The organism is Kitasatospora indigofera, assembly GCF_014655955.1.
Taxonomy (GTDB): Bacteria; Actinomycetota; Actinomycetes; order Streptomycetales; family Streptomycetaceae; genus Kitasatospora; species Kitasatospora indigofera.
This window is the reverse complement of record NZ_BNBO01000056.1, coordinates 1-21,010: the sequence shown is the minus strand read 5'-3', so window position 1 is coordinate 21,010 and position 21,010 is coordinate 1. Positions and strand designations below refer to the sequence as shown.

Sequence of the window (21,010 nt, the reverse complement as noted above, 5' to 3'; positions counted from 1 at the left end):
TCAGTGACCTCCATCGACGCCCATTCCCAGCTCTGGCCCTTCCCAGCTCTGGACGCCACTACCCGATCGGGGCGCGGCGTTGCCACGTGCAAGGCAGCGGTTACCCGGCCATCTGGCGGCTACCCGGCCATCCTAGGAAGCACCGCCGAGCGGCGGGGGGACCTCGCCCCATCGATCGCCGGATCGTCCTCATCGTCGACGGCGGCCGCCCGGTCGAGGGACGGCGACGTTTGGCGCGCGGGGCGGCCGCCCGGGCGGCAGACGTACCTGGCGGCCGGCGGAAGGCCGATCCCGGGGTTCCCGGCCCGCTCCTACGTCCCGAACGCGGTCTCGGTCCATACCGTCTTGCCCTCGGACGACCAACGGACCCCCCAGCTGTCGGACAGTTCGCCGGAGATGAACAGGCCCCGCCCGCCCTCGTCGCCCGCGCGAGCGTGCCGCAGGTGCGGAGCGGCCGGGCTCGCGTCGGAGATCTCGCAGGTCAGGGTGCGCGCGGCGGGATTGCGGACGAGGCGCAGGCGGATCGGCGGGGTGCCGTGGCGGATGGCGTTGGTGACCAGCTCGCTGACGGTCAGCTCTGCCGCGAACTCCAGATCGTTCAGGCCCCACCGGGCGAGCCTTCCGATGGTGAGACGGCGGGCGGCGGCCACGGCGGTGAGTTCGGGGTCGATGTCCCAGGTCGCCACGTCGGCGGGGTCGAGCGCGCGGGTGCGGGCGAGGAGCACGGCGGCCTGGTCGGCGGGCAGGCGGCCGAGGACGTCGTCCGCCGCCGCGGACCGGTCGCCGAGGTCGGCGCGCAGCCGACGCAGGGTGTCGGAGCCTGCCGGATCCGGGCCGGAGAGCAGGACGACGGTGGTGCCGGGCGGGAAGGAGAACTCCTCCGCGGCGAAGGGCGGCCCGTCCTCGCCCAGGGGGGAGGTCTCCGGCAGCGGACGGTCGTTCCAGGTGCCGTCGGGCAGCAGGACTGCCAGGCTCTGCCGGCCGGCGCGAGCGACGGTGCAGCGCTTCGCGACGGGGTCATGGACGGCGTAGGCGCAGGTGGCGGTCAGCTTGCGGGTGTCCCCGACGGCCTGGCGTTCGGCCCCCAGCCGCCGGGTGGTGTTGTGCAGGCGGGCCAGCAGGTCGTGCGGGTCGAGGTCGAGGCCCGCGAGGGCGTGGATGGCGGAGCGCAGCTGGCCCATGGCCGCGGTGGCTCCCGGTCCGCCGCCGTGCACCTGGCCGACCGTCAGGGCGACTCGTGCCCCGGAGAGGGGAACGATGTCGAACCAGGCTCCCGCGCCCGGACCGGTGGGCAGGTAGCGCTGTGCGGTCTCGACCGCGCCGCGGCCCGCCGGCAGCGAGCCGGGGTCGCTGCCGTGCAGGGCGAGGGCCGTGGCGTGGGCGTGTTCGTAATGCTGCGCGTTGTCGATGCAGAGGGCGGTGTACGCGGCGATGTCGGCCACCAGCCGGACGGCGGCTTCGTCGTAGGGGCGCCTGGGGTGCAGGTGCCGGAGGCGGACGACGCCCAGCAGGGTGTCACGCACCAGGAGCGGCAGGGTGAGCACCCGGCCTTCGGCGGCCAGGTGCTCGACGTGCGGGACGCGATCGCTCAGGATCTGGGCGAACGGCTCGGGGGCGAGGGCGGAACCCACCGCGGGCATGTCCTCGCCGTCCGTGGAGGCGGCCACGCAACGCAGCCCGGGAAGGTCGGACGGAGCCGTGGACTGCACGGCGGCGTCGAACAGCGCGACGAACGCGGCGCCGGCCAGGTCGGGGACGGCCACCTCGACGAGTTCCCAGGCGCAGCGGACCGCATCCAGGCTGCGCCCGATGTGTTCGTGGGCGCGGTGGAGCAGGGCGAGGCGTTCACGGTTCCGCTCCCGCGGGGTCACGTCGACCGCTTCCGCCACCACGCTCATGGTGCGGGTGTCGGTGTTCTCCAGGCGGAACAGAGAGATCGCCAAGGCGTGCTCGTGCTCGGGATCCGCCGGAGAGGTGCCCCTGACCAGGTGGTCGAGAACGGGCTCACCGGTGGCGAGCACCTCGCGGACGACCCGCTCGACCGCCGCCGGCTCGTAGCGGGCGAAGGCCTCCTGCACGGAACGGCCGAGGATGCTGTCCTCCGGTAAGCCCCGCATGGCACAGGCTGCCTTGTTGACGCGCAGTATCCGGAGGTCGTCCGCGATCAGGTGCAGTCCGATCGGGGACTGGGTGAAGGCCGCGTCCACCGCCGGGCTCACCCGGACGGCGGAGTCCGCTGACGGCCACACCCCCCATCGCCGCCGGTCGCCGCCGGTCAGGGAGCCGATCGTCAGGCCGCCCCGCAGGACCTCGGTGAGCGCCTCGGCGCCGGCGGCGAGGAGGTCGGGCACCCGGCGCCCGAGGGCTTCGGCCTCCGTCAGCCCGGTAAGGCGCTGGGCCGTGCGGCTCCAGGCGACGACCGTTCCCTGCTCGTCCAGGGCAGCGATGGGGCTCGGCTGGGACATGGTCCGCTCCTTCACACCCGTCCGGTCACATCGTCCCAGCTGACGCTCCGGCCGGCCTGCCCGGAGGCGTTCGCGGGTGCGCCGCCCGCACCGACGGCCGCCGCCCGCGTGGCGCGCCTGCCCGGGAATCGCCCGTGGATCCCGCGCCGCGGCGGAGACTGGCCCCATGTCCCGAGACTCCGAGGGCCCGCAGCCGCTCCCCGACCACGTCCGTCCCTACCTGCGGGAGCTGGTGGCACGCACGCGCCGGATCTGCGGAGCTGAACTGGTCAGTGTCCTGGCGGTCGGTTCGCTGGCCCTCCGGGACTACCGGCCGGGGCGCAGCGATGTCGACGTGACGGTGGTGGTGGAACCGTCCGTGCCCGGTGCGGTGCTGCGTGAGCTGGCCGAGGCGCTCGCCCACCCCCGGCTGCCGTGCCCGGCCGCCGGGCTGGAGCTGGTGGTGTACGACCGTGACTTCGCCGGCCGCGCGTCGGGCCGGGCCGGCTACCTGCTGGACCTCAACACCGGCCCGCTGCTGCCCGGGCGGGCGAGCTTCGACCCCGCGTGCTCCCCCGCGTTCTGGTACGTCATCGACCGGTCCGTGGCCCACCAGGCCGGGCTGGCCCTGTTCGGCAGGCCGGCACGGGAGGTGATCGCCCCACCGACGGCGGCCGATCTGCTCGCGGCCGTCCAGGCGTCCGTCCGCGAGCACAGCGAGGGCGAGGGCCATCTGGCGGACAACCGCGTCCTCAACGGCTGCCGGTCGGTCCTGTTCTGCCGTACCGGGCGCTGGACGGCCAAACGCGCGGCGGGACGCGCGATCTGTGCCGCCGAGCCCGGCTTCCGGCCGGTCGTCGAGGCGGCGCTGGCCGGTTTCGAGCGCTCGCGTGCCGGGGCGACCGGACTGCCGGCCACGGAGGTGCGGAGCTTCCTGGCCTGGGTGCGCGAACGGGTGGACGAGGCCGCGGGGGCCGTCGGGAGCTGAGGCCCGGCAGGGGCTGCGGCCGCCCGGCAGGCCGGACAGCCCGCCGGGGCGGTGGCCGAACCCCATGCCGTCAGCCACGACGGGTGGCAGCGCGTGGACGCGACGGCCCACCGCGGCCTGCCGACCTGCGCCCACCGGGTGGACGCCTGCCGTCGGGCCGCCTCAGGCCGCCGTCGGCCGTCGGCGTGAAGGTGCGGGCGGCCGTGCCCCGTGGCGTTCGGGGCCCGGCGCCGGGCGCCGGGCGGCTCAGCGCGGTGGCGCCACCGGCCATCGTGACGGGGTCACCACTTCGAAGGGAGTCCGCGGGCGTCACTGCCGGCTCCCCCGGCACGGCGGCCCGTGCCACCGCCCACCGAGGCGCCGTCCGTGCTGAGGACCTCGGCACTGACCGTTCGGTGCCAGTCCTTGAGGGTGCGTGCCTGGTCGAGCGCACGTCGGGCGAGACGGTCCAGCTCGGCCGGGTCCGGCCGCGGGTCGTGGTCGGCGACGGCGCGCAGCGCCTGCCACAGGGCGGCCTCGCCCTCGACGCCGGTGCGCATCGCTTCCAGTTCGATCAGGTCGGACAGCGGCGCCCGGTGGAGCAGGGTGCCGTTGGGCTTGAGCCGGCCGATCCGCTCGCCGGCAACGCCCAGCCAGGTGCGGTAGTGGCGGACGGGCACGCCCAGCCGGTTCATCGTCCGTACGAGGGCGTCCCGGTCCTCCTCCACTTCCCGTGCGAGGGAGCGCAGGTCGGCCGCGCGACGCGGGTCGCCGTGGGCACCGGCCGTCCGGCGGGCCGGCGCGGCGCCGCCGAAGGCTCCGGTGAGGTGGTCGTTCAGGTAGCTGCTCAGGGGTTGAGCCGGTTTCCGAGGAGACATCAGCTGTCCTCTCCGGAGTACTTCCCCGCAGAGCGTTCTGCAGGGGGCGTTCTGCGGGGGCGGTTCCGTTGGCCGGTCTCGTGGGCCGGTCTCGTTGGCCGGTCTCGTTGGCCCGGTCTCGTGGGCCCGGCGCGCGCCGAGGTACGCCCGGCGCCACAGAGTTCACCGGGCGTCGGCGACGCCCGAGGGCGTCGGCGAGTTGCGCTGTCGGTTGCGACAGGCCCTGGACGTCCTGGTGCGGCCGCTCCGGGCAGGCCGCCCGCACGGCGGGTCTGTTCGGCCGGCGTCAACCCGTCCGCGGCAGGAAAACCCTTCGCCACTTGTGGACTTTGCGGCACCGGTGCCTCCGGCGGATCTTGCGAGCGCGAGCAGGACGGCGGGGCGCTGGAGGTGCACGAGAACGCCGCCGCCCTGCTCGCCGGACTGTCCGACAGCGTGCTGGGGCACCCGCGCTCTCCCGTGGACGGAGAACAGCTCCGGGACGGGACACGCCGACCGGACGCCGGGAGCGCCTCGAAGGCGCCGGCGTCCGGTCGGCGGCCAGGCCGGGTGACCGGCCGGGACGGGTGTGGTCAGCCGTGCCGCATGTCGTCCGGGTCCACCGGCCGGGGCGGCGCGCCCTCGCCGGTCATCCGGGCCTGGGGCTGCTCACGCAGCGGCGCGTCACCCCGCCCGGCCGGGCCGCCCGGAGCTCCGGCACCGTCCGGTGCCAGGCGACCGCCCCAGCCGCCGGTCGCGCGGCCCTGCTCCTCGATGAAGCCCTTGAACCGGTTCAGGTCGCCCTTGACCTGCCGGTCCAGGACGCCGAGCATGTCGCCGGCCTTCTCCACCATGCCCTGCGGCTCGAACTCCATGGCCAGGCTCACCCGGGTGCGGGAGTCGTCGAGGCGCTGGAACGTCACCACGCCCATCTGCCGCACGTCACCTCCCACCGTCCGCCACGAGATCCGCTGGTCGGGAAGCTGGTCGACGATCTCGGTGTCGAACTCCCGGCGCGCGCCGGCGACCTTCGTGGTCCAGTGGCAGTGCCGGTCGTCCGTCTGCCGGACCTCCTCCACTCCGTCCATGAAGCGCGGAAACTCCTCGAACTGCGTCCACTGGTTGTAGACGCCGTGCAGAGGGACGTCCACGTCGATGGACTCCTTCACCTTGCTCACAACGGTCTCCTTCGAAGTCGACAAGCTCGGACATTCCGTACTGTCCACGCGCCTGCCCCGCGGACGGGAGGGCAATCAGGATTTCCGAAGAGCCTTCGGCGGCGACCGTCGGGGCGGGGCGTTCGGGGCCGTCACCGCCGAGGGCCGCACGCCGGCCGCTTCCGCTCGGTCCGGTACCCGCAGGCAGTCGAGCAGCTCTCCGGGGCGGCTCAGGTGGACTGCCCCCGATCACCACGGCAGCGAGGCCGACAACCGTCCGCTCCCACCGTCGGCGGTCTCCGACCGCGGGTTCAGCTGGATCGGCGCGAGCGACGACGGCGCTCGAACGCCTCTGCGGCGAACCAGAGGCAACCGGGCACCACCCCGACCAGAAGGGCGACCGCCAGGAGGGCCCCGACCCCGTGCGCGGCCAGTGCGGCGAGGAGCAGCGCGGTGCCCACGGCGACGAGGAGGACGGACCCGGCGGCTTGCCTACGGCGGTGGGTGTGGTCGCGCCCCGGCACCGGAGGTGCGAGGGCCCGGGCGAACTCCGGGTCCTCCGCCGTGACCCGGCGTTCGATGCCGGCCAGGACCCGACGTTCGTGGATCGACAGGTGGGACATCACCGTCACCTCACCAGGACGGAACCGCCTCCGAAGCCATTGTCCCGCCCCCGCCCCCGGCCCGCCGATCGGGCCCCGAAGCCTCGCCGGGGTGAGGACCGGGCCCGTCGCAGGCGGCGTCGGAAGGGTGACAACTGCCCCGACCCCACCGACGTGGCTACCCAGCTGCGCCGATTCCACCGCGACCGTTGGGCGCCCGCCCGGGGTCGGTGAAACGCGGCCACGGGCTGGAGTCACTCCTCCGAGCCGTCCTGGTCCGCCACGAGGCGCCCGATGTCCCGCTCCAGGATCCGGGCCCGATCCCGGTCGTCGCTGTCCGCGTCAACGATGTCGAGGAACACCTGGTCGAAGGCCGGACACTCCTCGCGCAGCTGGCGTTTGATCCGGACGCACACCTCTTCCGCCTCCTCGCTGTCCATGCCCTCACGCAGGTCGACGCGCGCCGCCAGGAGGGCCGAGTCGGCTCCCAGGCGCAATTCAATCTCGATGCCGGCGCACCACGTCTCCCGCGCCCTCCGTGGCCCCTGCGCTCGACGGACCTCGCCGACAGGGCAACGGTCAGTGAGCCGGGCGATCGGCCGCCGTCCCAGGCCCTGCTCGTCGCTTCCGTGCCGGACGGCACCGCCGGTCCGATACACGTCTCGCCCCCGGCCGGCTTGACGGGCTCGATCGGGGACAGACGACGGGCTGTGCTGAGAATATTCTGGGTTGCCCTGCTGGGCTTCGTGGCCGTGGCCGCCGTCGCGATGAGTGTGCTGGTGTCGTCATGGTGGTGGTGGGCGGCCGGTCCGTCGGCTGCCGTGCTGCTCCTGGCCGTACGGGACCTGCTCCAGCGGCGGCACTCCGTGCTGCGGAACTACCCGGTGCTGGGCCATCTGCGGTTCGCGCTGGAGGGCATCCGCCCGGAGTTGCAGCAGTACTTCGTGGAGCGCAACGTCGACGGGCGCCCCTTCGACCGTGACACCCGCAGCATCGTGTACGAGCGGGCCAAAGGAACCGACGCGGAGGAGCCGTTCGGCACCGAACTCGACCTGTACGAGGCCGGCCAGGAGTTCCTCGTCCCGTCGATGGCCCCGCGCGCGGTGCGCTCCGACCCGCCGCGCGTGCGGATCGGTGGCCCCGACTGCACCCAGCCGTACGACATGGCGCTGCTCAATGTCTCGGCGATGAGCTTCGGATCGCTGTCGGCCAATGCGGTGCTGGCTCTCAACACCGGCGCCGCGCTGGGTGGTTTCGCCCACGACACGGGCGAAGGCGGCCTGTCCGAGTACCACCTGCGGCCCGGCGGCGACCTCGTGTGGGAGATCGGCACCGGCTACTTCGGCTGCCGGACGAAGGACGGCGCCTTCGACGAGGCCGAGTTCGCCGCGAAGGCCGCCCACCCTCAGGTCAAGTGCGTGTCCCTGAAGCTCAGTCAGGGGGCCAAGCCCGGCGTCGGGGGCGTGCTGCCCGGCCCGAAGGTCAACGCCGAGATCGCCGAGGTCCGAGGGGTGCCGCAGGGCCGAACCGTCGTCTCCCCGCCCTACCACCAGGTCTTCGCCACCCCGCGGGAGCTCGTCCGCTTCATCGCCCGGATGCGTGAACTGGCCGGTGGCAAGCCGGTCGGCTTCAAACTGTGCGTCGGCTCCCGCCGCCAGTTCCTGGCCGTCTGCAAGGCCATGCTGGAGGAGGACGTCACGCCTGACTTCGTCATCGTCGACGGCTCGGAAGGCGGCACCGGCGCCGCCCCCCTCGAATTCGCCGACACCATGGGCATGCCCCTGACCGACGGTCTGCTGACCGTCCACAACGCCCTGTTGGGGACCGGGCTGCGCGACCGCATCCGGATCGGCGTCAGCGGCAAGGTCGCCACCGGCAGCGACCTGGTCAAACGGCTCCTCCAGGGGGCCGACTACACCAACGCCGCCCGCGCCATGATGTTCGCCGTCGGCTGCATCCAGGCGCAGCGCTGCCACACCAACACCTGCCCGACCGGCGTGACCACCCAGGACGCCCGCCGGGCCCGCGCCCTGGACGTCGGTGACAAGTCCCGGCGCGTGCACCGGTTCCAGGAGGCAACGGTCAAGAGCGCCCTGCAGATCATGGCCGCCATGGGCGTCGACGAACCCTCCCAGCTGCGCCCGCACATGCTGCAGCGGAGGACGGACCCGCAGACCGTCCGTTCCTGGGCCGAGCTGTACCCGGAACTCCGCCCGGGGCAGCTGATCGACGACGCCCCCGAGGCGTGGGTCCAGGACTGGCACGCGGCCGATCCCGACCACTTCACGGTGTAGCAGCCGCGCCCGTCCGACCGAACTCCCCGAGCCTTTCCACCCCGCAACGAACCGGAGGACCCGCTTGTGGCACGCACCGTCGCCCATGTGATCGTCGACGCCCTGCAGGAACTCGGCGTGCGCCATGTGTTCGGCGTCGTCGGTGACGCGCTGAACCCGCTCACCGACGCCATCCGCTCCACCGAGGGCATCGACTGGATCGGCTGCCGCCACGAGGAGGCCGCCGCCTTCGCCGCAGGCGCCCAGTCCCAGCTGTCGGGGACCCTGGGCGTGTGCATGGGCACCGTCGGCCCCGGCTCCGTCCACCTGCTCAACGGCCTCTACGACGCCGCCAAGAGCCGCACCCCCGTCCTCGCCATCGCCGGGCAGGTGCCGCTCGCCGAACTGGGCGGCGACTACTTCCAGGAGGTCGACAACGACCTGCTCTTCCGCGACGTCGCCGTCCACCGGAACACCGTCACCTCCCCCGACCAGATGCCGCGGATGCTCGAAGCCGCCGTGCGAGCGGCGATCAGCGAGAACGGAGTCGCCGTCCTCACGGTGCCCGGTGACCTCGGCGACCGCGAACCGACCGACGACCGCCCCGCCCGCTTCCCCCGCGCCCACCCCGTCACCCGCCCGGACGAGTCGGGCATCCGCGAGGCCGCCGACCTCATCAACGCCGGCGGCAAGGTCACCCTGCTCGTCGGCCGCGGCGCACGCGACGCCCGTGACGCGGTCATGGCCCTGGCCGAACGGCTGGCCGCGCCGATGGTCCTCACCCTCAAGGCCAAGGAGGGCTTCGAGGGGGAGAACCCGTACCAGGTGGGCCAGACCGGCCTGATCGGCAACCCCGCCGCCGTCCACGCGCTCGACTCCTGCGACACCCTGGTCATGCTCGGCACCGACTTCCCCTACCGGGACTGGTACCCCACCGACTGCAAGGTCGTCCAGATCGACCTCCGGGAAAGCAACCTCGGGCGACGGACACCGGTCGACACCGGACTTGCGGGCGACGTCGGCGCGACCCTCCAGGCGCTGCTCCCCCACCTGGACGTCGCCGGGGACCGTTCCCACCTGGACGCCGCCCGCCGGCGTTTCGAGGACTGGGGCGCCGAACAGCGGCGCCTGGCCGACCCCGGCCACGACGAGCACGGCCTCGGACGGCTGCGCAGTGCTCTGGACAACCGCAGCGGCGACGTCCGTCCCGAGGCGCTGGCCGCCGCGGTGAACGCCTGCGCGAGCGACGACGCGATCTTCACGTCCGACACCGGCATGGCCACCGTCTGGCTCTCCCGGTTCGTCACCCTGCACGGGCAGCGGCGCCTGCTCGGTTCCTTCAACCTGGGTTCGATGGCCAACGCCATGCCGCAGGCCCTCGGCGCCCAGCTCTGGGCACCGGACCGGGAGGTCGTCGCGTTCTGCGGCGACGGCGGCCTGAGCATGCTGCTCGGCGACCTCATGACCATCAAGGAGTACCGGCTGCCGGTCAAGCTCGTGGTCTTCGACAACCGCCGGCTGGGGATGGTCAAGCTCGAACAGGAACAGACCGGGCTGGCCGAGTTCGGGACCGAGCTGGACAACCCCGACTTCGCGGCCGTCGCCACCGCTCTCGGGATCACCGGCATTCGCGTCACCGACCCCGCCGAACTCCAGGACAGCGTCCGCCGTGCCTTCGCCACGCCGGGGCCGGTGCTGCTGGACGTGCTCACCAACCCCCGGGAACTCGCCGTCCCCGGCCGGCCGACGCTCCAGCAGGGCTGGGGATTCGCCGTCGCCAAGGTGAAGGAGGTCCTGCAGAAGGGCCACGGGGAGTGAGTCGGCACGCCCCTTGCGATTCCGAGTGACGAAGTCCTGGACGCGGAAGGTCAGCGCGCCGAACGTCGGCCGGCCACCCGCTGCGGGCCACCTGGCTCCACCGCCGCGGCGAAGGTCCGGGTCCGGTGCAGGCGCGCCGAGCTGCCCGGATCTCCACGGACCGCTGCTTCCCGACCCACGCTCCACGGCACGGACACGGCACGGAAAACACTCTGGCCGGCCCGCGACGACCGGTCGTCGCGGGCCGGCTCGTGGTGTGACCGTTCCGGCCCCGCACGCGGTGTGACCGCACCGTCTCCGGTGCGGTCACACCGTCCGCTCTGCCGGGGATGTCCCCTCGTCCCTCGTCCTGCTCCTCGGCCTCGGCGGGCTCCGCCGAGGCCGAGGCCGAGGAGCGAACCTGGTCGACGTGTTCGGTGTTCCTCCGGTCCACCTCGTCCTTGAGGTGCGACAGATCGGTGGACCTGCGGTGGGCGACTTCGCGGTCGAATTCCTTCATGACCGCCTCCCGGGCCGCTGATCGCGGCCGTCAGCGGTTCACCGAAGCGGGTACGGCCTCAGTCGGGCCAGGTGCCGGTCAGGCGGCGGGTGCCGACCGCGCCGCCGCGGTCGATCGCGGCCTTCACCAGAGCGAACACCGCACCTTGCAGCGCGGCGGCGGTCAGCACCTCCTTCCAGGTCCTGTCCTGGTCGGTGGCCCGGGGCGCGTCGTCCTCATGACCCAGAAGGGCCCACGCACGCTTGAAAACGGCGCCCGCGACGATCCCGCCGAGGGCGCCGAACAGCAGCCCGAGGGGCTTGTACAGGATCCTGACCATGGCGGCCTCCCTCGCGCACCGGGGCCGCCCGCGCCGAGCGGCTGCTGCGCGTCTGTCCGGAATCCGGCCGGCCCAATCGGCCGGGAGCCGCCTGCCCGGGTCAGACGGCGAGGAGGTCGGTGAGGTCGTCCGCGTGCTCTTCCTCCTCCTCAAGGATGGATTCGATCAGGCGCCGCGTGGTCGGGTCGTGGTCACCCAGCCAGCGGGCGATCTCCTGGTAGGTGGAGATCACGATGCGTTCGGCCAGCAGGTTGTGCTCCAGCATGGCCTTGAGGTCCTTCTCGTCCGGCGTGGTGTAGTCGGTGTGCGCGCGCTGGGCGAGGGTGGCCGGGTCGAAGTCGGGCTCGCCGCCGAGCTGGGCGATCCGCTCGGCGGCCCGCAGGGCGTGCTGCATCTCCTCGGCGGCGTGCTCGGTGAACTCCGCCGCCACCTGGGCGCGGTCGATGCCGGTGGCCGAGATTGCGTGCCGGGTGTACCGGAGCCAGCACACCACCTCGGTGGCGACCACGTCGTTGAGGACGGCGATCACCTTCCCGGTGTCGAGGCCGTAGGTGCTGGTCACGGCGCCGTCGGCCATCTTCTGCCGGGCCTCGTCCCGGATCCGGCTCACGTCGATCACGAAGTCGTCGCCTGCCACGGTGTACTCCCGAAAGGTTGGGGAAAGGCGGTCCGGCCACGCCTTCCCCGAACCCCGGGAAGGCACACCCGGCCGTCCGGGAGGCCACCGGTTCGCAGTAGCACCGACGGGAGCGGAGGGCCGCCCGGGTTCAGCCCGCGCCCGGCAGACGCGCTTCGAGGTTGCCGTCACCGTCCGTCCGGGTGACGAAGACCGGCTGCGGCGCGGTGGCGGGCCCGTCCACGTTCCAGCCGTCGGACAGGCGGAAGACACTGCCGTGCCAGGGGCAGGTCACGCAGCCGTCCGCGACCTTGCCCTCCGAGAGCGGGCCCGAGGCGTGGCTGCACCGGTCGGCCAGGACGTGGAAGACCTCCTCGTCCTCCCGCACCACCACCACCGGCACCTCACCGATGGTCCGCCGCGCCGCCGCGCCGACGGTGAATTCCCCCACGTGCCCGAGCGTGTGCCAACCGGGCTCGACCAGGTGCGGGACGGGCTCGGCCTTGTTCGCCCCGGCGGACTGCCGGTGGGCGAGGTGCCCGCCGACCGCCGCTGCGCCGCCGACAGCCGTCAGTCCGGCGAAGCCCAGAACACGGCCCAGCCGGTGGCGGCCGCGCGAGCGGGCCGCCCAGGAGGCTCCGTAGAGTGCCACCGCGGTCGCCACCGAGGCGACGTGCACCAGGCCGGTACGCATCTGCTGCTCGTGCTGCTCCGCCCAGTCGACCCAGCCGGTCCAGGCCGCCGGGGCCACGCCGACCACTCCCACCGCGACCAGGACGTGCGCGGCGCGCTCCGAACCCGGCACGACGTCGAGGACGGCCGCGGACAACCAGGCCCCGACCGGCAGCTGGACCAGGGCCGGGTGCAGCGGATGGCCCAGAGGACGGCCGTGCAGCACCCCGCGCAGCCGCCCGAGCGGTAGGCCCTGGACGGCGCGCTGCAACGGCACGGCGACCACGTCGAGTTCTTCGGCGTCCCCCAGGGCGTCGAGTGCCTTGAGGACCCGGGTACCGATGCTGCCCTGACCGGCGGCAGCGGTGATGCGCGAGACAAGAGTTGCCATGGATCCACGCTGGCCGACGCGCCGCGGTCGCGCGGCCCAGGATGGGCCGGACGGCGCAGCCGGCCCCGCCGCCGCAGGCCGCGCCCCGACGCGTGCCTCGACGGTCAGCACGTCAAGCCGTCGAGGCCCTGGAGGAAGTCGCCGAACCCCTGACGGACGCGCGGATCGCTCCGCGCGGAGGTGGTGACCGGGTTCCGGGTGGTGCGCTTCACCCGGTGGCCGGCGACCTCCAGCGCGGTGACCAGGCTCCGGTCCTCACCCACGGTCAGCGGTTCGAAGCCGCCGGCCGCGCGGTAGGCGTCGGCCCGTACCGACAGGTTGGCCCCGTGGACATGCGGATGCCCGGCCCGGGGACGACCGGCCCGGTAGCGCTGCCGGAAGGCGGCGGCGGTCCCGTCCGGGTGGCCGGTCCAGTCGGTCACCCGGACGGTTCCCACCACCGCGTGCCAGCCGGCGGCCGCATGCGCGAGCTGCTGCCCGAGCCAGCCCGGCGGGACCACGGAGTCCGCGTCGGTGTGGGCCAGCCATACCTGCCGGGCCGTCAGGCCGGGCCGGGCCGCCAGGGCGAGGCCCAGGGCGTGCTCGCTGCCGGCCGCGCGGGCCGCCCCGACGATGCCGGTGCTCAGCTCCAGGAGATCCGCACCGTGCCGGCGGGCGACGGCCGCGGTGCCGTCCACGCAGGCGTCGGCGACGACGACCACCCGGACCGCCAGGCCTCGGACGCGCGGATGCACGGTGGCCCGGTGCAGGGCGTCCAGGCAGTCCCCGAGCAGCTCCTCCTCGTCCCGGGCCGGCACCACCACGGCCAGGGAGCGGATCACGTCAGTCCCCCGCGGGCGGCGACCGACAGGCGCCCGGCGGGAGTGCCGGCCCGCTCGGGGCGGATGAAGACGTCGAGCAGGAAGTCCGGTTCGCCGTGGCCGGCGATTCGCACCAGGGCCGGGTGGGCGCGAGTCTGGCGGTGGACGGCGTCGGCGGTCAGGGCGTGCTCGGCCACTTCGTGGCGCCAGTGGACGAGCAGCAGGGTTCCCCCTGGTTCCAGTGACCGCACCGCGAGGTCGAGGAGGCCGGCGACGTCGGCAGCGGTGAAGTAGTACAGCAGCTCGGAGAGGACGACGAGGTCGAAGCGCTCACCGGGCCCGGGCCAGTCCGCGGGCAGCACGCGCTGCTCGATCCGGACGTGCGAGAGGTGCGCGAGCCGTTGGCGGGCCTGCGCGCAGGCCCGCTCCTCGCGGTCGCAGGAGAGCAGTGCCCGGCAGCGTCCGGCGAGCAGGGCGGACAGGACGCCCACCGAGCAGCCCGGTTCGAACCCGCTGCGGTACTCCGGCTCCGGAAGGGCCGCGAGCGTGAGCGCGTACTTGCGCCGCTCGTACCAGCGGTCCGCGAGCTGCCATGGATCGGGCCGGCCCGCGTACATCCGGGAGAAGTACTCCCCCGGCGTGCCGCCGGCCGCGTCGGCCGCCCTGATGTCGGCCGCGGTCATCGCCAGACCACCTCGAAGTCGCGGTGGAAGTGCGCGAGTTCGGCGGGTGGCAGGATCGGGGCGTCCTCGGGCCGGTCGCCGAGCGGCTGGGTCTGACTGCGGAAGCACTCCAGGGCGTCGCGCTTGCGGGCCCGCGCGGTGGGCGACAGCGGGATGCGGGCCGCGCGGTGCCAGGGCAGGCGGACGTCACCGGGTACGGCCCAGTGCCAGGCCCAGACCGGGTACTCCCACACCGGCACGCCTGCGGCGCCGCCCGCTCGGAGGGCGGCCCGTCCCGCCGCCTCGTGGTCGGGGTGCAGGTCCCGGCTGAACGGCGCCACGCACAGGTCGCAGTCCCGCAGGAGTCCGGCGATCCGTGCGGTGAGGTCCGGCTCGTGGCGGGCGACCTCGCCGTCGGGGACACCCAGGCGCACGCTTTGCACGTCCGCGTTCAACCGGCCGAGGGCCTGGTGCAGTTCGCGGGTGCGGACGCCGGCGAGGTCGCGGGCGGCCGGCGCCCGGCTGCGGGGGTGGGAGGCCTCCCCGTCGGTGACGGACACCAGGCGAAGACGGACACCGGCCGCCGCCAGGACGGCGATCGTGCCGCCGAGGCCGAGGACCTCGTCGTCCGGATGGGCCGCCACGATCAGCACTCTCGGCCGGCGGGCCGCTCCGGTGCGCAGCAGGCCGAGCGGGTCGACGGCGGGCAGGCTGCGCAGCCCGGGCCAAGCCCGCCACCGGTGCTCCGCGGTGCCCGGCGCCTGGATCGGGTCGGCGGCGGGCGGCGGCTCGGGCGTGGGCAGGAAGGGCGTTGGCCGGCTGGTCATCTGTCTTCCCAGTTCTGCCGGGTGGCTGCGACCGCCTTGCCCAGGGCCGCCAGGTCGCGTTCGGCATGGTGCTGGCGCAGGTAGACGGTCAGGTCCGCGACGGCACGCGCGTGAACGGCGTCGTGGCCGAGTGGAGTCGCGCCCAGTGCCCGGCCGACCCGGGTGAGCACCTCGGCCGCGGCCTGCTCGACAGCGGCGCGCACCCGCATCGTCCGAAGGTCGGCGGCGCCGCCGACGTCTCGGGGGTCGGCGTCGACGGCCGCGGCCGCGCTGTCCAGCAGTGCCTCGACGGTGGCCAGGCGCGCGTCGACGGCGCCGAGGTGCGCCAGGGCGTGCGGGTCCAGGTCCCAGGTCCGGGAGGCGGTCAGCAGTGTGCGGGCGACGGCGCGCGCGCCGCCGTACCAGCAGGCGGCGACACCGATCCCGCCGTGGTGGAAGCCGGGGCGCTCCAGGTAGGCTCGCGGGCCCCCCACGGGCGTGGCGCGGGCGTCGTCGAAGGTCACGTCCAGGGTGTCGCTGCCCGCCATGCCCGCCCCGGGCCAGCTGTCCGGCAGCGGCGTGACGCCGGATTGCGCGACCGTCACGGCGAACAGGCGCCGCTCCTCCCCTTGGCGCGCCGTCACCAGCGCGTGCGTGCAGACCCGGGCGCCCGAGCAGAACGGCTTCACCCCGGACAGCCGCCACCCGCCCGGCACACGACGGGCCTCGACCAGGTGGCCGGGAGGCTCCGCCGCCCACACGCCCCAGCGGGCGCCCTCCCGGCCCGGGGGCAGATCCTCCGCACCCTGGGCCCGCAGCTCGGCGAGGATCGCGACGGCGTCCGCGTGTCCCTCGGCGAGCCGCGCCAGCGAGAGGTCGCTCTGTGCCCAGCGGGTGAGGGCCTCCCACCGAGCACGGGTCAGGCCGCCGCCGGGCAGCGGCAGATCCAGCTCCCCGCGCGCCGCCATCCGGGTGAACTCCCGGGCGACGGAGCTCCGGTGATCCACTGCGTCGGCTCCGGTGCTCACGGACCCGGCAGGGCCGGTCAGCGGACGGGCCGACACGGCGCCGGTGCTCACCGGGTGGCTTCCCGGCGCGGATCGGGCTGGCGCGGCAGACGCACCGGCCAGGGCGGCAGTGTGGACGGTCGGAAGGACGACCCAGCGGTCACGGCGCACTCCTCGGCAACGGCCGGGGCACTTGCCCGGCCTTCGAACGACTCTGCACCTCGCGCCGGCCGCTCGCACGCCCAGCTTCCTGCCGGGGCCCGCCCGCACGTAGCGGCCCCCCTTGCGCATTCCCTGGGAGCGGTGCCTGGTCCGGGGCGGCCGGTGACCCTGGACTGCGCCCCGAGTCGTCCGGTGGACCTGTCGTGGCTCCGGGAACCGCTTGCCGCCGCCTTCCAACACCGTCGACGACGGCACAGCAGCGCTCGACGACCTCGCCGGCCAGGCCGTCGCCGTTTCCCTGCGCCGCTCACGTGGTCCTCAGCCCGCGAGGCGCTCCGCCCGGACCGGGCCGAGCAGGCCCGACCGTTCGATCTCGCCCATGCCGCCCCACACACCGTAGGGTTCACGCACCTGCAGAGCGTGAGCGAGACATTCGGCCTGCACCGGGCACCCGGCGCAGATCCGCTTCGCCGCGGCCTCGCGGTCCTCGTGGGCCCGGCCACGCTCACCGAACGGATGGAAGAACAGGACGCTGTCCAGGTCGCGGCAGGCACCGCGCAGCTGCCACTCCCACTGGTCCTGAACCGGTCCGGGCAGACGCGAGACCACAGACACCGATGATCGTTCCCTTCACTGGTGGACGCTGTCGGTGATGGCCGTGACGCATCTGCCACGGCCATCGCCGAAGACCTTCTGACCCCGATCCGGCACATCACACCGGTGGCGGGGGCGCGAACGCCGTCCACACCCCCGCCGGCACGAACGCGAGGCCTACGACTCGGATCGGCAGGCGGGCCGGCCCCGCCCGCCCACAGGGCAGGGCACGACCCGTGAGATCCGGCCGGAAGGGGGCTCGTGCCGCGAGAAGGCGGAGCACATGAGCTGCGCCGCCCGGGGTAGCCGCCAGGGAACCACCGTCCGCCTCGCCCCGAAAGGCGATCCGACACGGCAGAAGCGCGTCGGACGTGAGAGGCAGGCGTGACGATGGAAGTACCCGGCTCCTACGCATCAGCGCCGCGCCTGGACGATCCGCACACTCGGACCGGCCGGGCCGGACCGACGAAACCGCACCGACGAAACCGCACCGACGAAACCGCGCTCCCCGGAGCGCATGGCGAAAGGCAGCAGCCATGAGGAGTGAGACTCGGGAGACGGTCGTGCACGCCGCCGAGACGGCACGTGACACAGCGGCCCGTGCCGCACGAGCCGCCCGGGAGCACGCCCCCAAGGACGTCCTCGACCGCGCCGGACGGATGACGGCACAGGCCCGTGGCGCGGCGGCACAGGTCGGGCACCTCGCCGCCGAGCACACCCCGCCGCAACTTCGCGAACAGGCAGGCCGGGCCGCGGGAACGGCCCGCGCCAACCGCACATGGGTGCTCGTCACCCTCGCGGCAGCCGCCCTCACCACGGCCGTGCTCCGAGGCCTGCGCCGAGGGCGCCGATGAAGCCTTCCAAGAGCGCCTACCAGCAGGTCGGGCCGCGCCCGGGTACGAGCGCGGCCCGCGGTCCGGGCCGCTGTGTTCAGGCAGGCCGTGAAGATGCTCGTGCATGACGACGACGCGTCGCCACCGGCGAGCCCTGCGGGTGGCCGGAGATCCTCGTGGCAGCCACCTTGCAGGGCACGAGCCGCGGCGGCGTCAAGGCCGCCGTCGACCGGGGCGGCGCGATCACCACGCGCCGTCTGACCCGGCACCTGCCGCGCCTGCCCCGTCACCCTGCGCGTGGAGGCCCGGAAGGTGCCGGCGGGCATCGACGGCGCGCAACCCGCCCGGTCGTCCTTTGCGACCGGGCCGCCGGTGAACACCCGGCGGCCCGGTCGGGGATGCTCGCCCGCCCGACCGGACAGCCGGAAGCCGCAGGCGTCGGCGCGGGCCACCGTCGCCGTGGTCAGCCGGCGCCATGGCGCGGCACGACGGCGGGGACGACCTGGTCGACCGGGAAGACCTGATCGGTGCCGGTGATCTCCAGCACCCTGGCCACGATGTCGGTAGGGCGGGCCAGGTGGAACGCCGTGTCCTGGCGCTCGGCGTCGAGACGGGCCTGCAGCAGGGTGTTGAGGCCGGAGGAGTCGCAGAAGGTGATGCCCGCCAGGTCGACCACCAGCATCGCGGGGGCGGGCCGCACCGCCAACGCGCGGCGCAGCACGGCCCGCAGCTGCGGGGCGCTGTCGTGGTCGAGTTCGCCGGCGGCCTCCACCACCGGTCCGGCGAGGCATTCCCGGACGGTGGCGGTGAACCGGCCCGCCGCGCCGGCGGTCACCGCTGGGTTCCCCTGCTGGATGTGTGCATTGGACAACCGTACTTGTCAGAACCGGGCCTGCCTACCAGCCCTCGGGTCTCCGCCGTGGCCCGTACGGATGCGGGCCGCCACCGTGTCGGTGGCGGCCCGCATCTCAGAGCCGGCTCTAGAGCGGACCGCCGTAGTAGGGGCCGTAGTAGCCGGCATAGGCGTCCTGGTAGACGCTGTCGGCGGCGTCGTGCTTCTCGGGGTCGTACTCGGGTCCGTTCTTGATCTCGTCCTTGGTGCGGTCGACGTGGACCGTCCTGTCGTCCTGGTCGATGCGGACGACGGTGCCGGCGGGCAGCAGGACGTGCTTGCCGAAGATCCACGGCCCGGTGTCGACCACCAGGTACTGGGGACCGGCTTCCTCGGACAGCTTGTCGACCTTGCCGATGTGACCGTCGGTGGCCTCCACCCGGAAGCCGATCAGCTCGGAGCCGGAGACGTGGCCGGACGTGCTGCGGAACTCCCAGATCTCGATGCCGCTCATGGCGTCTCCCTCGTTGTGCAGGGCCGCGCGGGCTGATCCCGGCGCGACGCGCTCTCAGTCCTGCGACTGCCCTGGTATCCACAGGTCACACCTGTGCCACCGTCCTCGACCAGCGGTTCGTCCTCCGGCCGAAACCGGGAACCGGGCGCCCGGGACGTCCTTCCCGGCTCCGCCTCTCCCGGTCCTCCGCGTGACCCTGACTTCTACCAGCGGTACCACCGGTGACGCCGGCCCGACGAGTGCGTGCCACGCGCCACGAAGCCCAGCAGCCACACCACCAGGACGATGATCGCCACCCACCACAGGGCCTTCAGCGCGAAGCCCGCACCGAACAGGAGCAGTGCCAGGAGCAGAACGAGAAGAAGGGGAACCATCGTGTCCTCCGGGGATGAGTCAGTGTCGTGTCGTAGGGCCGACTGCCCCGGCAAGGCGCGCGTATTCGTAGGAATCTTCCCCGCCAGGGCGGGCAGGCGCCCCGGTGTCAGCACAGGACAGGGCTACTGCGAGGAGCGCACGATGAGCACCGGCGACAAGATCGAGAACACCGGCGAGAAGCTCAAGGGCAGCGCCAAGGAGACGGCCGGCAAGGCCGTCGGCAACGAGCGTCTGACCGCCGAGGGAAAGGCCGACCAGGCAAAGGCCGACATCAAGCAGGCCGGCGAGCACGCCAAGGACGCCCTCAAGCACTGACCACCCCCAAGCCCCCCACGCGGGCCCCGACCGAACCCACGGTCGGGGCCCGCGTGGTCCGTTCCCGGCGCCGCACGCGCCTTCCGCGCACCCCGCCCGCCGTCCCCGGCGGGCACCGAACGTCCGCACCCGCCGCGCCCGCACCGGACACAGCACCCGGGCTGCGGGTGGGCACCGGCCAGGCGGTGGCAGACCCTGCCCCCGCTGTCGGGTGACTCCTTCACAACTTGCCGTCTGCGCCGGACTGCGCCGTGACCAGGGCCGGCGACCGGAGGCCGGCGGTGTCCAGCGGGCGCGGGGCCGGGATTCCGAGGGCCCCGGCGCGGTCGTCGCCCTCGCCGCTGTCGTCCCGCTCCCCGCGCCCGAAGGCACGGCGTTCAGAGCCCCCGGCAACCAGCGGTGCCCATGTGAGCAACGAGCAGGCCGACCCGTCCGGCAGGTCAGTGTGTCTCGCGGCGCCGCTTCATCTCCGCCTCGGCGATGTGGCCCCGCCCGCCGGCCAGCGCCTCGCGCACCCGCTGTTCCACCTCGGTGAAGCGCCGGTAGTAGCCCTCGTCGTAGGCCTCGACCACCTGAAAGGTCCACATGTCCGCCAGCACGTCCGCGCCCTGGACCTCGCGCTCCAGCAGGTCGGCCTGTTCGGCGTGGCCGGCCGCCCGCAGCGCCGCCACGGCTTCCCCGACCGTCCTGTCCGCCCCACCGGTCAGTTGGTGGAAGTCGTACAGCCGGCCCCGTGCTCGCTGCGTCCGCTCCAACGCCTCCGACAGCAGGCCCAAAGCCTCGACCGTGGCATCGTTCATCCCTGCCGGGCGGGCGTGCCGGCCGGCCCTCCGCTCGTCAGTCACCGTGCCGGCTCCCTCCGCCTCGCCGAGTTCGGACACCGACCTGTTCCCATCCGCGGCCGCGTCTACGCCCGCCGATCCCGTTCCCCGACCGTTCGGCCGCAGTGGCGCCGAACAGCGGACGGGCATGCCTCCGGCCGCCGACGGGCGTCCGGAGGCGGGATCGAGTGCTGGGCCACCTCCGCAGGGCAGCTCGGCGAGGCGCCCGGGGTGGACGATGGCGGCAGATGCCAGGAAGGCCACGGCTGATCCGGCCGGGCCGGCGTGCTGAACAGCGGCTCACAGCAGGTGGGCCGATCCTCGTAGCAGAGCCTTGGCCCGGTGTCGGGCGGCTCCCCGTGGCCAGTTTGCCGGGCCGACCATGCCGCTACCGACCACCCGGGCCGGTGCCGGTCCGGGCCGGTGCCGTCGCCGTCCTGGCCTCACCGTGTACGCCTACCGGCAGGTAGGCGCACACGGTGGGACAACGGTTCAGGTTCAGCTCACGGCCGGAGGGAAGCGATCCCACACGCGGTGGGAGGCGAGGAGCTCGGTGAGGGCGGCGACGAGTTCGCCGGCGTCGTCACCGGCGATCACGCCCGGGGCGGCGGGGTCGGCGGACGCGGCGGCGAGAACGGCCTCGGCGCCGGGCAGGACGGCGATCGGCTTGGCGT

23 protein-coding genes are annotated in these 21,010 nt (G+C 73.9%); 5 read left to right on the top strand and 18 right to left on the bottom strand.

Annotated features, from left to right (window positions below):
• Positions 1-311: 311 nt before the first annotated feature.
• The gene (locus IE329_RS32360) at positions 312-2,465 is read right to left on the bottom strand and encodes a PAS domain-containing protein (protein ID WP_190214591.1); all 2,154 of its coding nucleotides are present in this window, start codon (positions 2,463-2,465) and stop codon (positions 312-314) included.
• A gap of 166 nt (positions 2,466-2,631) precedes the next feature.
• Here IE329_RS32360 and IE329_RS32355 point away from each other — a divergent pair, with 166 nt between their 5' ends.
• Complete coding sequence (locus IE329_RS32355) at positions 2,632-3,432, top strand: nucleotidyltransferase domain-containing protein (protein WP_190214590.1); 801 nt, start codon at positions 2,632-2,634, stop codon at positions 3,430-3,432.
• Between the two features lie 281 nt (positions 3,433-3,713).
• Here IE329_RS32355 and IE329_RS32350 read toward each other — a convergent pair whose 3' ends face one another.
• The 4 genes from IE329_RS32350 to IE329_RS32335 all read right to left on the bottom strand — a co-directional run bounded on the left by IE329_RS32350 (position 3,714) and on the right by IE329_RS32335 (position 6,524).
• Positions 3,714-4,289 (bottom strand): hypothetical protein, encoded by a 576-nt coding sequence (locus tag IE329_RS32350; protein ID WP_190214589.1) that lies wholly within the window; start codon positions 4,287-4,289, stop codon positions 3,714-3,716.
• A 572-nt stretch (positions 4,290-4,861) separates the two neighbouring features.
• On the bottom strand, positions 4,862-5,446 hold the full coding sequence (locus IE329_RS32345) for an SRPBCC family protein (protein WP_190214588.1): 585 nt from the start codon (positions 5,444-5,446) through the stop codon (positions 4,862-4,864).
• A gap of 290 nt (positions 5,447-5,736) precedes the next feature.
• Positions 5,737-6,048, bottom strand: coding sequence for a DUF3040 domain-containing protein (locus IE329_RS32340; protein ID WP_190214587.1), 312 nt, complete (start codon positions 6,046-6,048; stop codon positions 5,737-5,739).
• Positions 6,049-6,281: 233 nt separating this feature from the next.
• On the bottom strand, positions 6,282-6,524 hold the full coding sequence (locus IE329_RS32335; protein WP_190214586.1) for a hypothetical protein: 243 nt from the start codon (positions 6,522-6,524) through the stop codon (positions 6,282-6,284).
• Positions 6,525-6,737: 213 nt separating this feature from the next.
• Here IE329_RS32335 and IE329_RS32330 point away from each other — a divergent pair, with 213 nt between their 5' ends.
• Complete coding sequence (locus IE329_RS32330; RefSeq protein WP_373311362.1) at positions 6,738-8,321, top strand: FMN-binding glutamate synthase family protein; 1,584 nt, start codon at positions 6,738-6,740, stop codon at positions 8,319-8,321.
• A gap of 66 nt (positions 8,322-8,387) precedes the next feature.
• On the top strand, positions 8,388-10,118 hold the full coding sequence (locus IE329_RS32325; protein WP_190214585.1) for a thiamine pyrophosphate-dependent enzyme: 1,731 nt from the start codon (positions 8,388-8,390) through the stop codon (positions 10,116-10,118).
• 557 nt (positions 10,119-10,675) lie between these two features.
• Here the strand turns inward: IE329_RS32325 and IE329_RS32320 are convergent.
• The 8 genes from IE329_RS32320 to IE329_RS32285 all read right to left on the bottom strand — a co-directional run bounded on the left by IE329_RS32320 (position 10,676) and on the right by IE329_RS32285 (position 16,667).
• Positions 10,676-10,936 (bottom strand): DUF4235 domain-containing protein, encoded by a 261-nt coding sequence (locus tag IE329_RS32320; RefSeq protein WP_190214584.1) that lies wholly within the window; start codon positions 10,934-10,936, stop codon positions 10,676-10,678.
• Between the two features lie 100 nt (positions 10,937-11,036).
• A complete protein-coding gene (locus IE329_RS32315; protein WP_190214631.1) occupies positions 11,037-11,513 on the bottom strand; it encodes a ferritin-like domain-containing protein in 477 nt (158 codons plus the stop codon).
• Between the two features lie 190 nt (positions 11,514-11,703).
• The gene (locus IE329_RS32310; RefSeq protein ID WP_190214583.1) at positions 11,704-12,615 is read right to left on the bottom strand and encodes a Rieske 2Fe-2S domain-containing protein; all 912 of its coding nucleotides are present in this window, start codon (positions 12,613-12,615) and stop codon (positions 11,704-11,706) included.
• A 104-nt stretch (positions 12,616-12,719) separates the two neighbouring features.
• Positions 12,720-13,436 (bottom strand): glycosyltransferase family 2 protein, encoded by a 717-nt coding sequence (locus IE329_RS32305; protein ID WP_190214582.1) that lies wholly within the window; start codon positions 13,434-13,436, stop codon positions 12,720-12,722.
• Entirely contained in the window at positions 13,433-14,098 is a 666-nt protein-coding gene (locus IE329_RS32300; protein WP_229927945.1) for a class I SAM-dependent DNA methyltransferase, read from the bottom strand. The genes IE329_RS32305 and IE329_RS32300 overlap by 4 nt, the downstream gene beginning before the upstream one ends.
• Positions 14,095-14,904, bottom strand: a complete 810-nt coding sequence (locus IE329_RS32295; protein WP_190214581.1) for a PIG-L deacetylase family protein — start codon at positions 14,902-14,904, stop codon at positions 14,095-14,097. Before IE329_RS32295 ends, IE329_RS32300 begins: the two co-directional genes overlap by 4 nt.
• Positions 14,901-15,890 carry an acyl-CoA dehydrogenase family protein gene (locus IE329_RS32290; RefSeq protein WP_229927944.1) on the bottom strand — a complete coding sequence of 330 codons (990 nt, stop codon included), beginning with the start codon at positions 15,888-15,890 and terminating at the stop codon, positions 14,901-14,903. Before IE329_RS32290 ends, IE329_RS32295 begins: the two co-directional genes overlap by 4 nt.
• A gap of 480 nt (positions 15,891-16,370) precedes the next feature.
• Positions 16,371-16,667 carry a WhiB family transcriptional regulator gene (locus IE329_RS32285; protein WP_190214580.1) on the bottom strand — a complete coding sequence of 99 codons (297 nt, stop codon included), beginning with the start codon at positions 16,665-16,667 and terminating at the stop codon, positions 16,371-16,373.
• A 515-nt stretch (positions 16,668-17,182) separates the two neighbouring features.
• On the opposite strand from IE329_RS32285, the gene IE329_RS32280 reads away from it, so the two are divergent.
• Positions 17,183-17,500, top strand: coding sequence for a hypothetical protein (locus IE329_RS32280; RefSeq protein WP_190214579.1), 318 nt, complete (start codon positions 17,183-17,185; stop codon positions 17,498-17,500).
• A 442-nt stretch (positions 17,501-17,942) separates the two neighbouring features.
• Here the strand turns inward: IE329_RS32280 and IE329_RS32275 are convergent, their stop codons facing one another.
• The 3 genes from IE329_RS32275 to IE329_RS32265 all read right to left on the bottom strand — a co-directional run bounded on the left by IE329_RS32275 (position 17,943) and on the right by IE329_RS32265 (position 19,199).
• Positions 17,943-18,314 (bottom strand): STAS domain-containing protein, encoded by a 372-nt coding sequence (locus IE329_RS32275; RefSeq protein ID WP_190214578.1) that lies wholly within the window; start codon positions 18,312-18,314, stop codon positions 17,943-17,945.
• A gap of 145 nt (positions 18,315-18,459) precedes the next feature.
• Positions 18,460-18,825 carry a PRC-barrel domain-containing protein gene (locus IE329_RS32270; protein WP_190214577.1) on the bottom strand — a complete coding sequence of 122 codons (366 nt, stop codon included), beginning with the start codon at positions 18,823-18,825 and terminating at the stop codon, positions 18,460-18,462.
• Between the two features lie 203 nt (positions 18,826-19,028).
• Positions 19,029-19,199 carry a hydrophobic protein gene (locus IE329_RS32265; protein WP_073923957.1) on the bottom strand — a complete coding sequence of 57 codons (171 nt, stop codon included), beginning with the start codon at positions 19,197-19,199 and terminating at the stop codon, positions 19,029-19,031.
• A 142-nt stretch (positions 19,200-19,341) separates the two neighbouring features.
• Between IE329_RS32265 and IE329_RS32260 the strand changes: the two genes are divergently transcribed.
• Positions 19,342-19,515: a CsbD family protein gene (locus tag IE329_RS32260; RefSeq protein ID WP_190214576.1), complete on the top strand. Its 174-nt coding sequence runs from the start codon at positions 19,342-19,344 to the stop codon at positions 19,513-19,515.
• A 440-nt stretch (positions 19,516-19,955) separates the two neighbouring features.
• Here IE329_RS32260 and IE329_RS32255 read toward each other — a convergent pair whose 3' ends face one another.
• Together IE329_RS32255 and IE329_RS42105 are read right to left on the bottom strand one after the other, a co-directional pair.
• Positions 19,956-20,315 (bottom strand): hypothetical protein, encoded by a 360-nt coding sequence (locus IE329_RS32255; protein WP_190214628.1) that lies wholly within the window; start codon positions 20,313-20,315, stop codon positions 19,956-19,958.
• Positions 20,316-20,834: 519 nt separating this feature from the next.
• The gene (locus IE329_RS42105; RefSeq protein ID WP_373311369.1) at positions 20,835-20,999 is read right to left on the bottom strand and encodes a hypothetical protein; all 165 of its coding nucleotides are present in this window, start codon (positions 20,997-20,999) and stop codon (positions 20,835-20,837) included.
• Positions 21,000-21,010 lie beyond the last annotated feature (11 nt).

Bases quoted from the DNA above. Each gene is read 5' to 3' on its own strand.
- IE329_RS32360 (WP_190214591.1), bottom strand. From the start codon at position 2,465: ATGTCCCAGCCGAGCCCCATCGCTGCCCTGGACGAGCAGGGAACGGTC.
- IE329_RS32355 (WP_190214590.1), top strand. From the start codon at position 2,632: ATGTCCCGAGACTCCGAGGGCCCGCAGCCGCTCCCCGACCACGTCCGT.
- IE329_RS32350 (WP_190214589.1), bottom strand. From the start codon at position 4,289: ATGTCTCCTCGGAAACCGGCTCAACCCCTGAGCAGCTACCTGAACGAC.
- IE329_RS32340 (WP_190214587.1), bottom strand. From the start codon at position 6,048: ATGTCCCACCTGTCGATCCACGAACGTCGGGTCCTGGCCGGCATCGAA.
- IE329_RS32320 (WP_190214584.1), bottom strand. From the start codon at position 10,936: ATGGTCAGGATCCTGTACAAGCCCCTCGGGCTGCTGTTCGGCGCCCTC.
- IE329_RS32315 (WP_190214631.1), bottom strand. From the start codon at position 11,513: ATGGCCGACGGCGCCGTGACCAGCACCTACGGCCTCGACACCGGGAAG.
- IE329_RS32310 (WP_190214583.1), bottom strand. From the start codon at position 12,615: ATGGCAACTCTTGTCTCGCGCATCACCGCTGCCGCCGGTCAGGGCAGC.
- IE329_RS32300 (WP_229927945.1), bottom strand. From the start codon at position 14,098: ATGACCGCGGCCGACATCAGGGCGGCCGACGCGGCCGGCGGCACGCCG.
- IE329_RS32295 (WP_190214581.1), bottom strand. From the start codon at position 14,904: ATGACCAGCCGGCCAACGCCCTTCCTGCCCACGCCCGAGCCGCCGCCC.
- IE329_RS32280 (WP_190214579.1), top strand. From the start codon at position 17,183: ATGAGGAGTGAGACTCGGGAGACGGTCGTGCACGCCGCCGAGACGGCA.
- IE329_RS32270 (WP_190214577.1), bottom strand. From the start codon at position 18,825: ATGAGCGGCATCGAGATCTGGGAGTTCCGCAGCACGTCCGGCCACGTC.
- IE329_RS32265 (WP_073923957.1), bottom strand. From the start codon at position 19,199: ATGGTTCCCCTTCTTCTCGTTCTGCTCCTGGCACTGCTCCTGTTCGGT.
- IE329_RS32260 (WP_190214576.1), top strand. From the start codon at position 19,342: ATGAGCACCGGCGACAAGATCGAGAACACCGGCGAGAAGCTCAAGGGC.
- IE329_RS32255 (WP_190214628.1), bottom strand. From the start codon at position 20,315: ATGAACGATGCCACGGTCGAGGCTTTGGGCCTGCTGTCGGAGGCGTTG.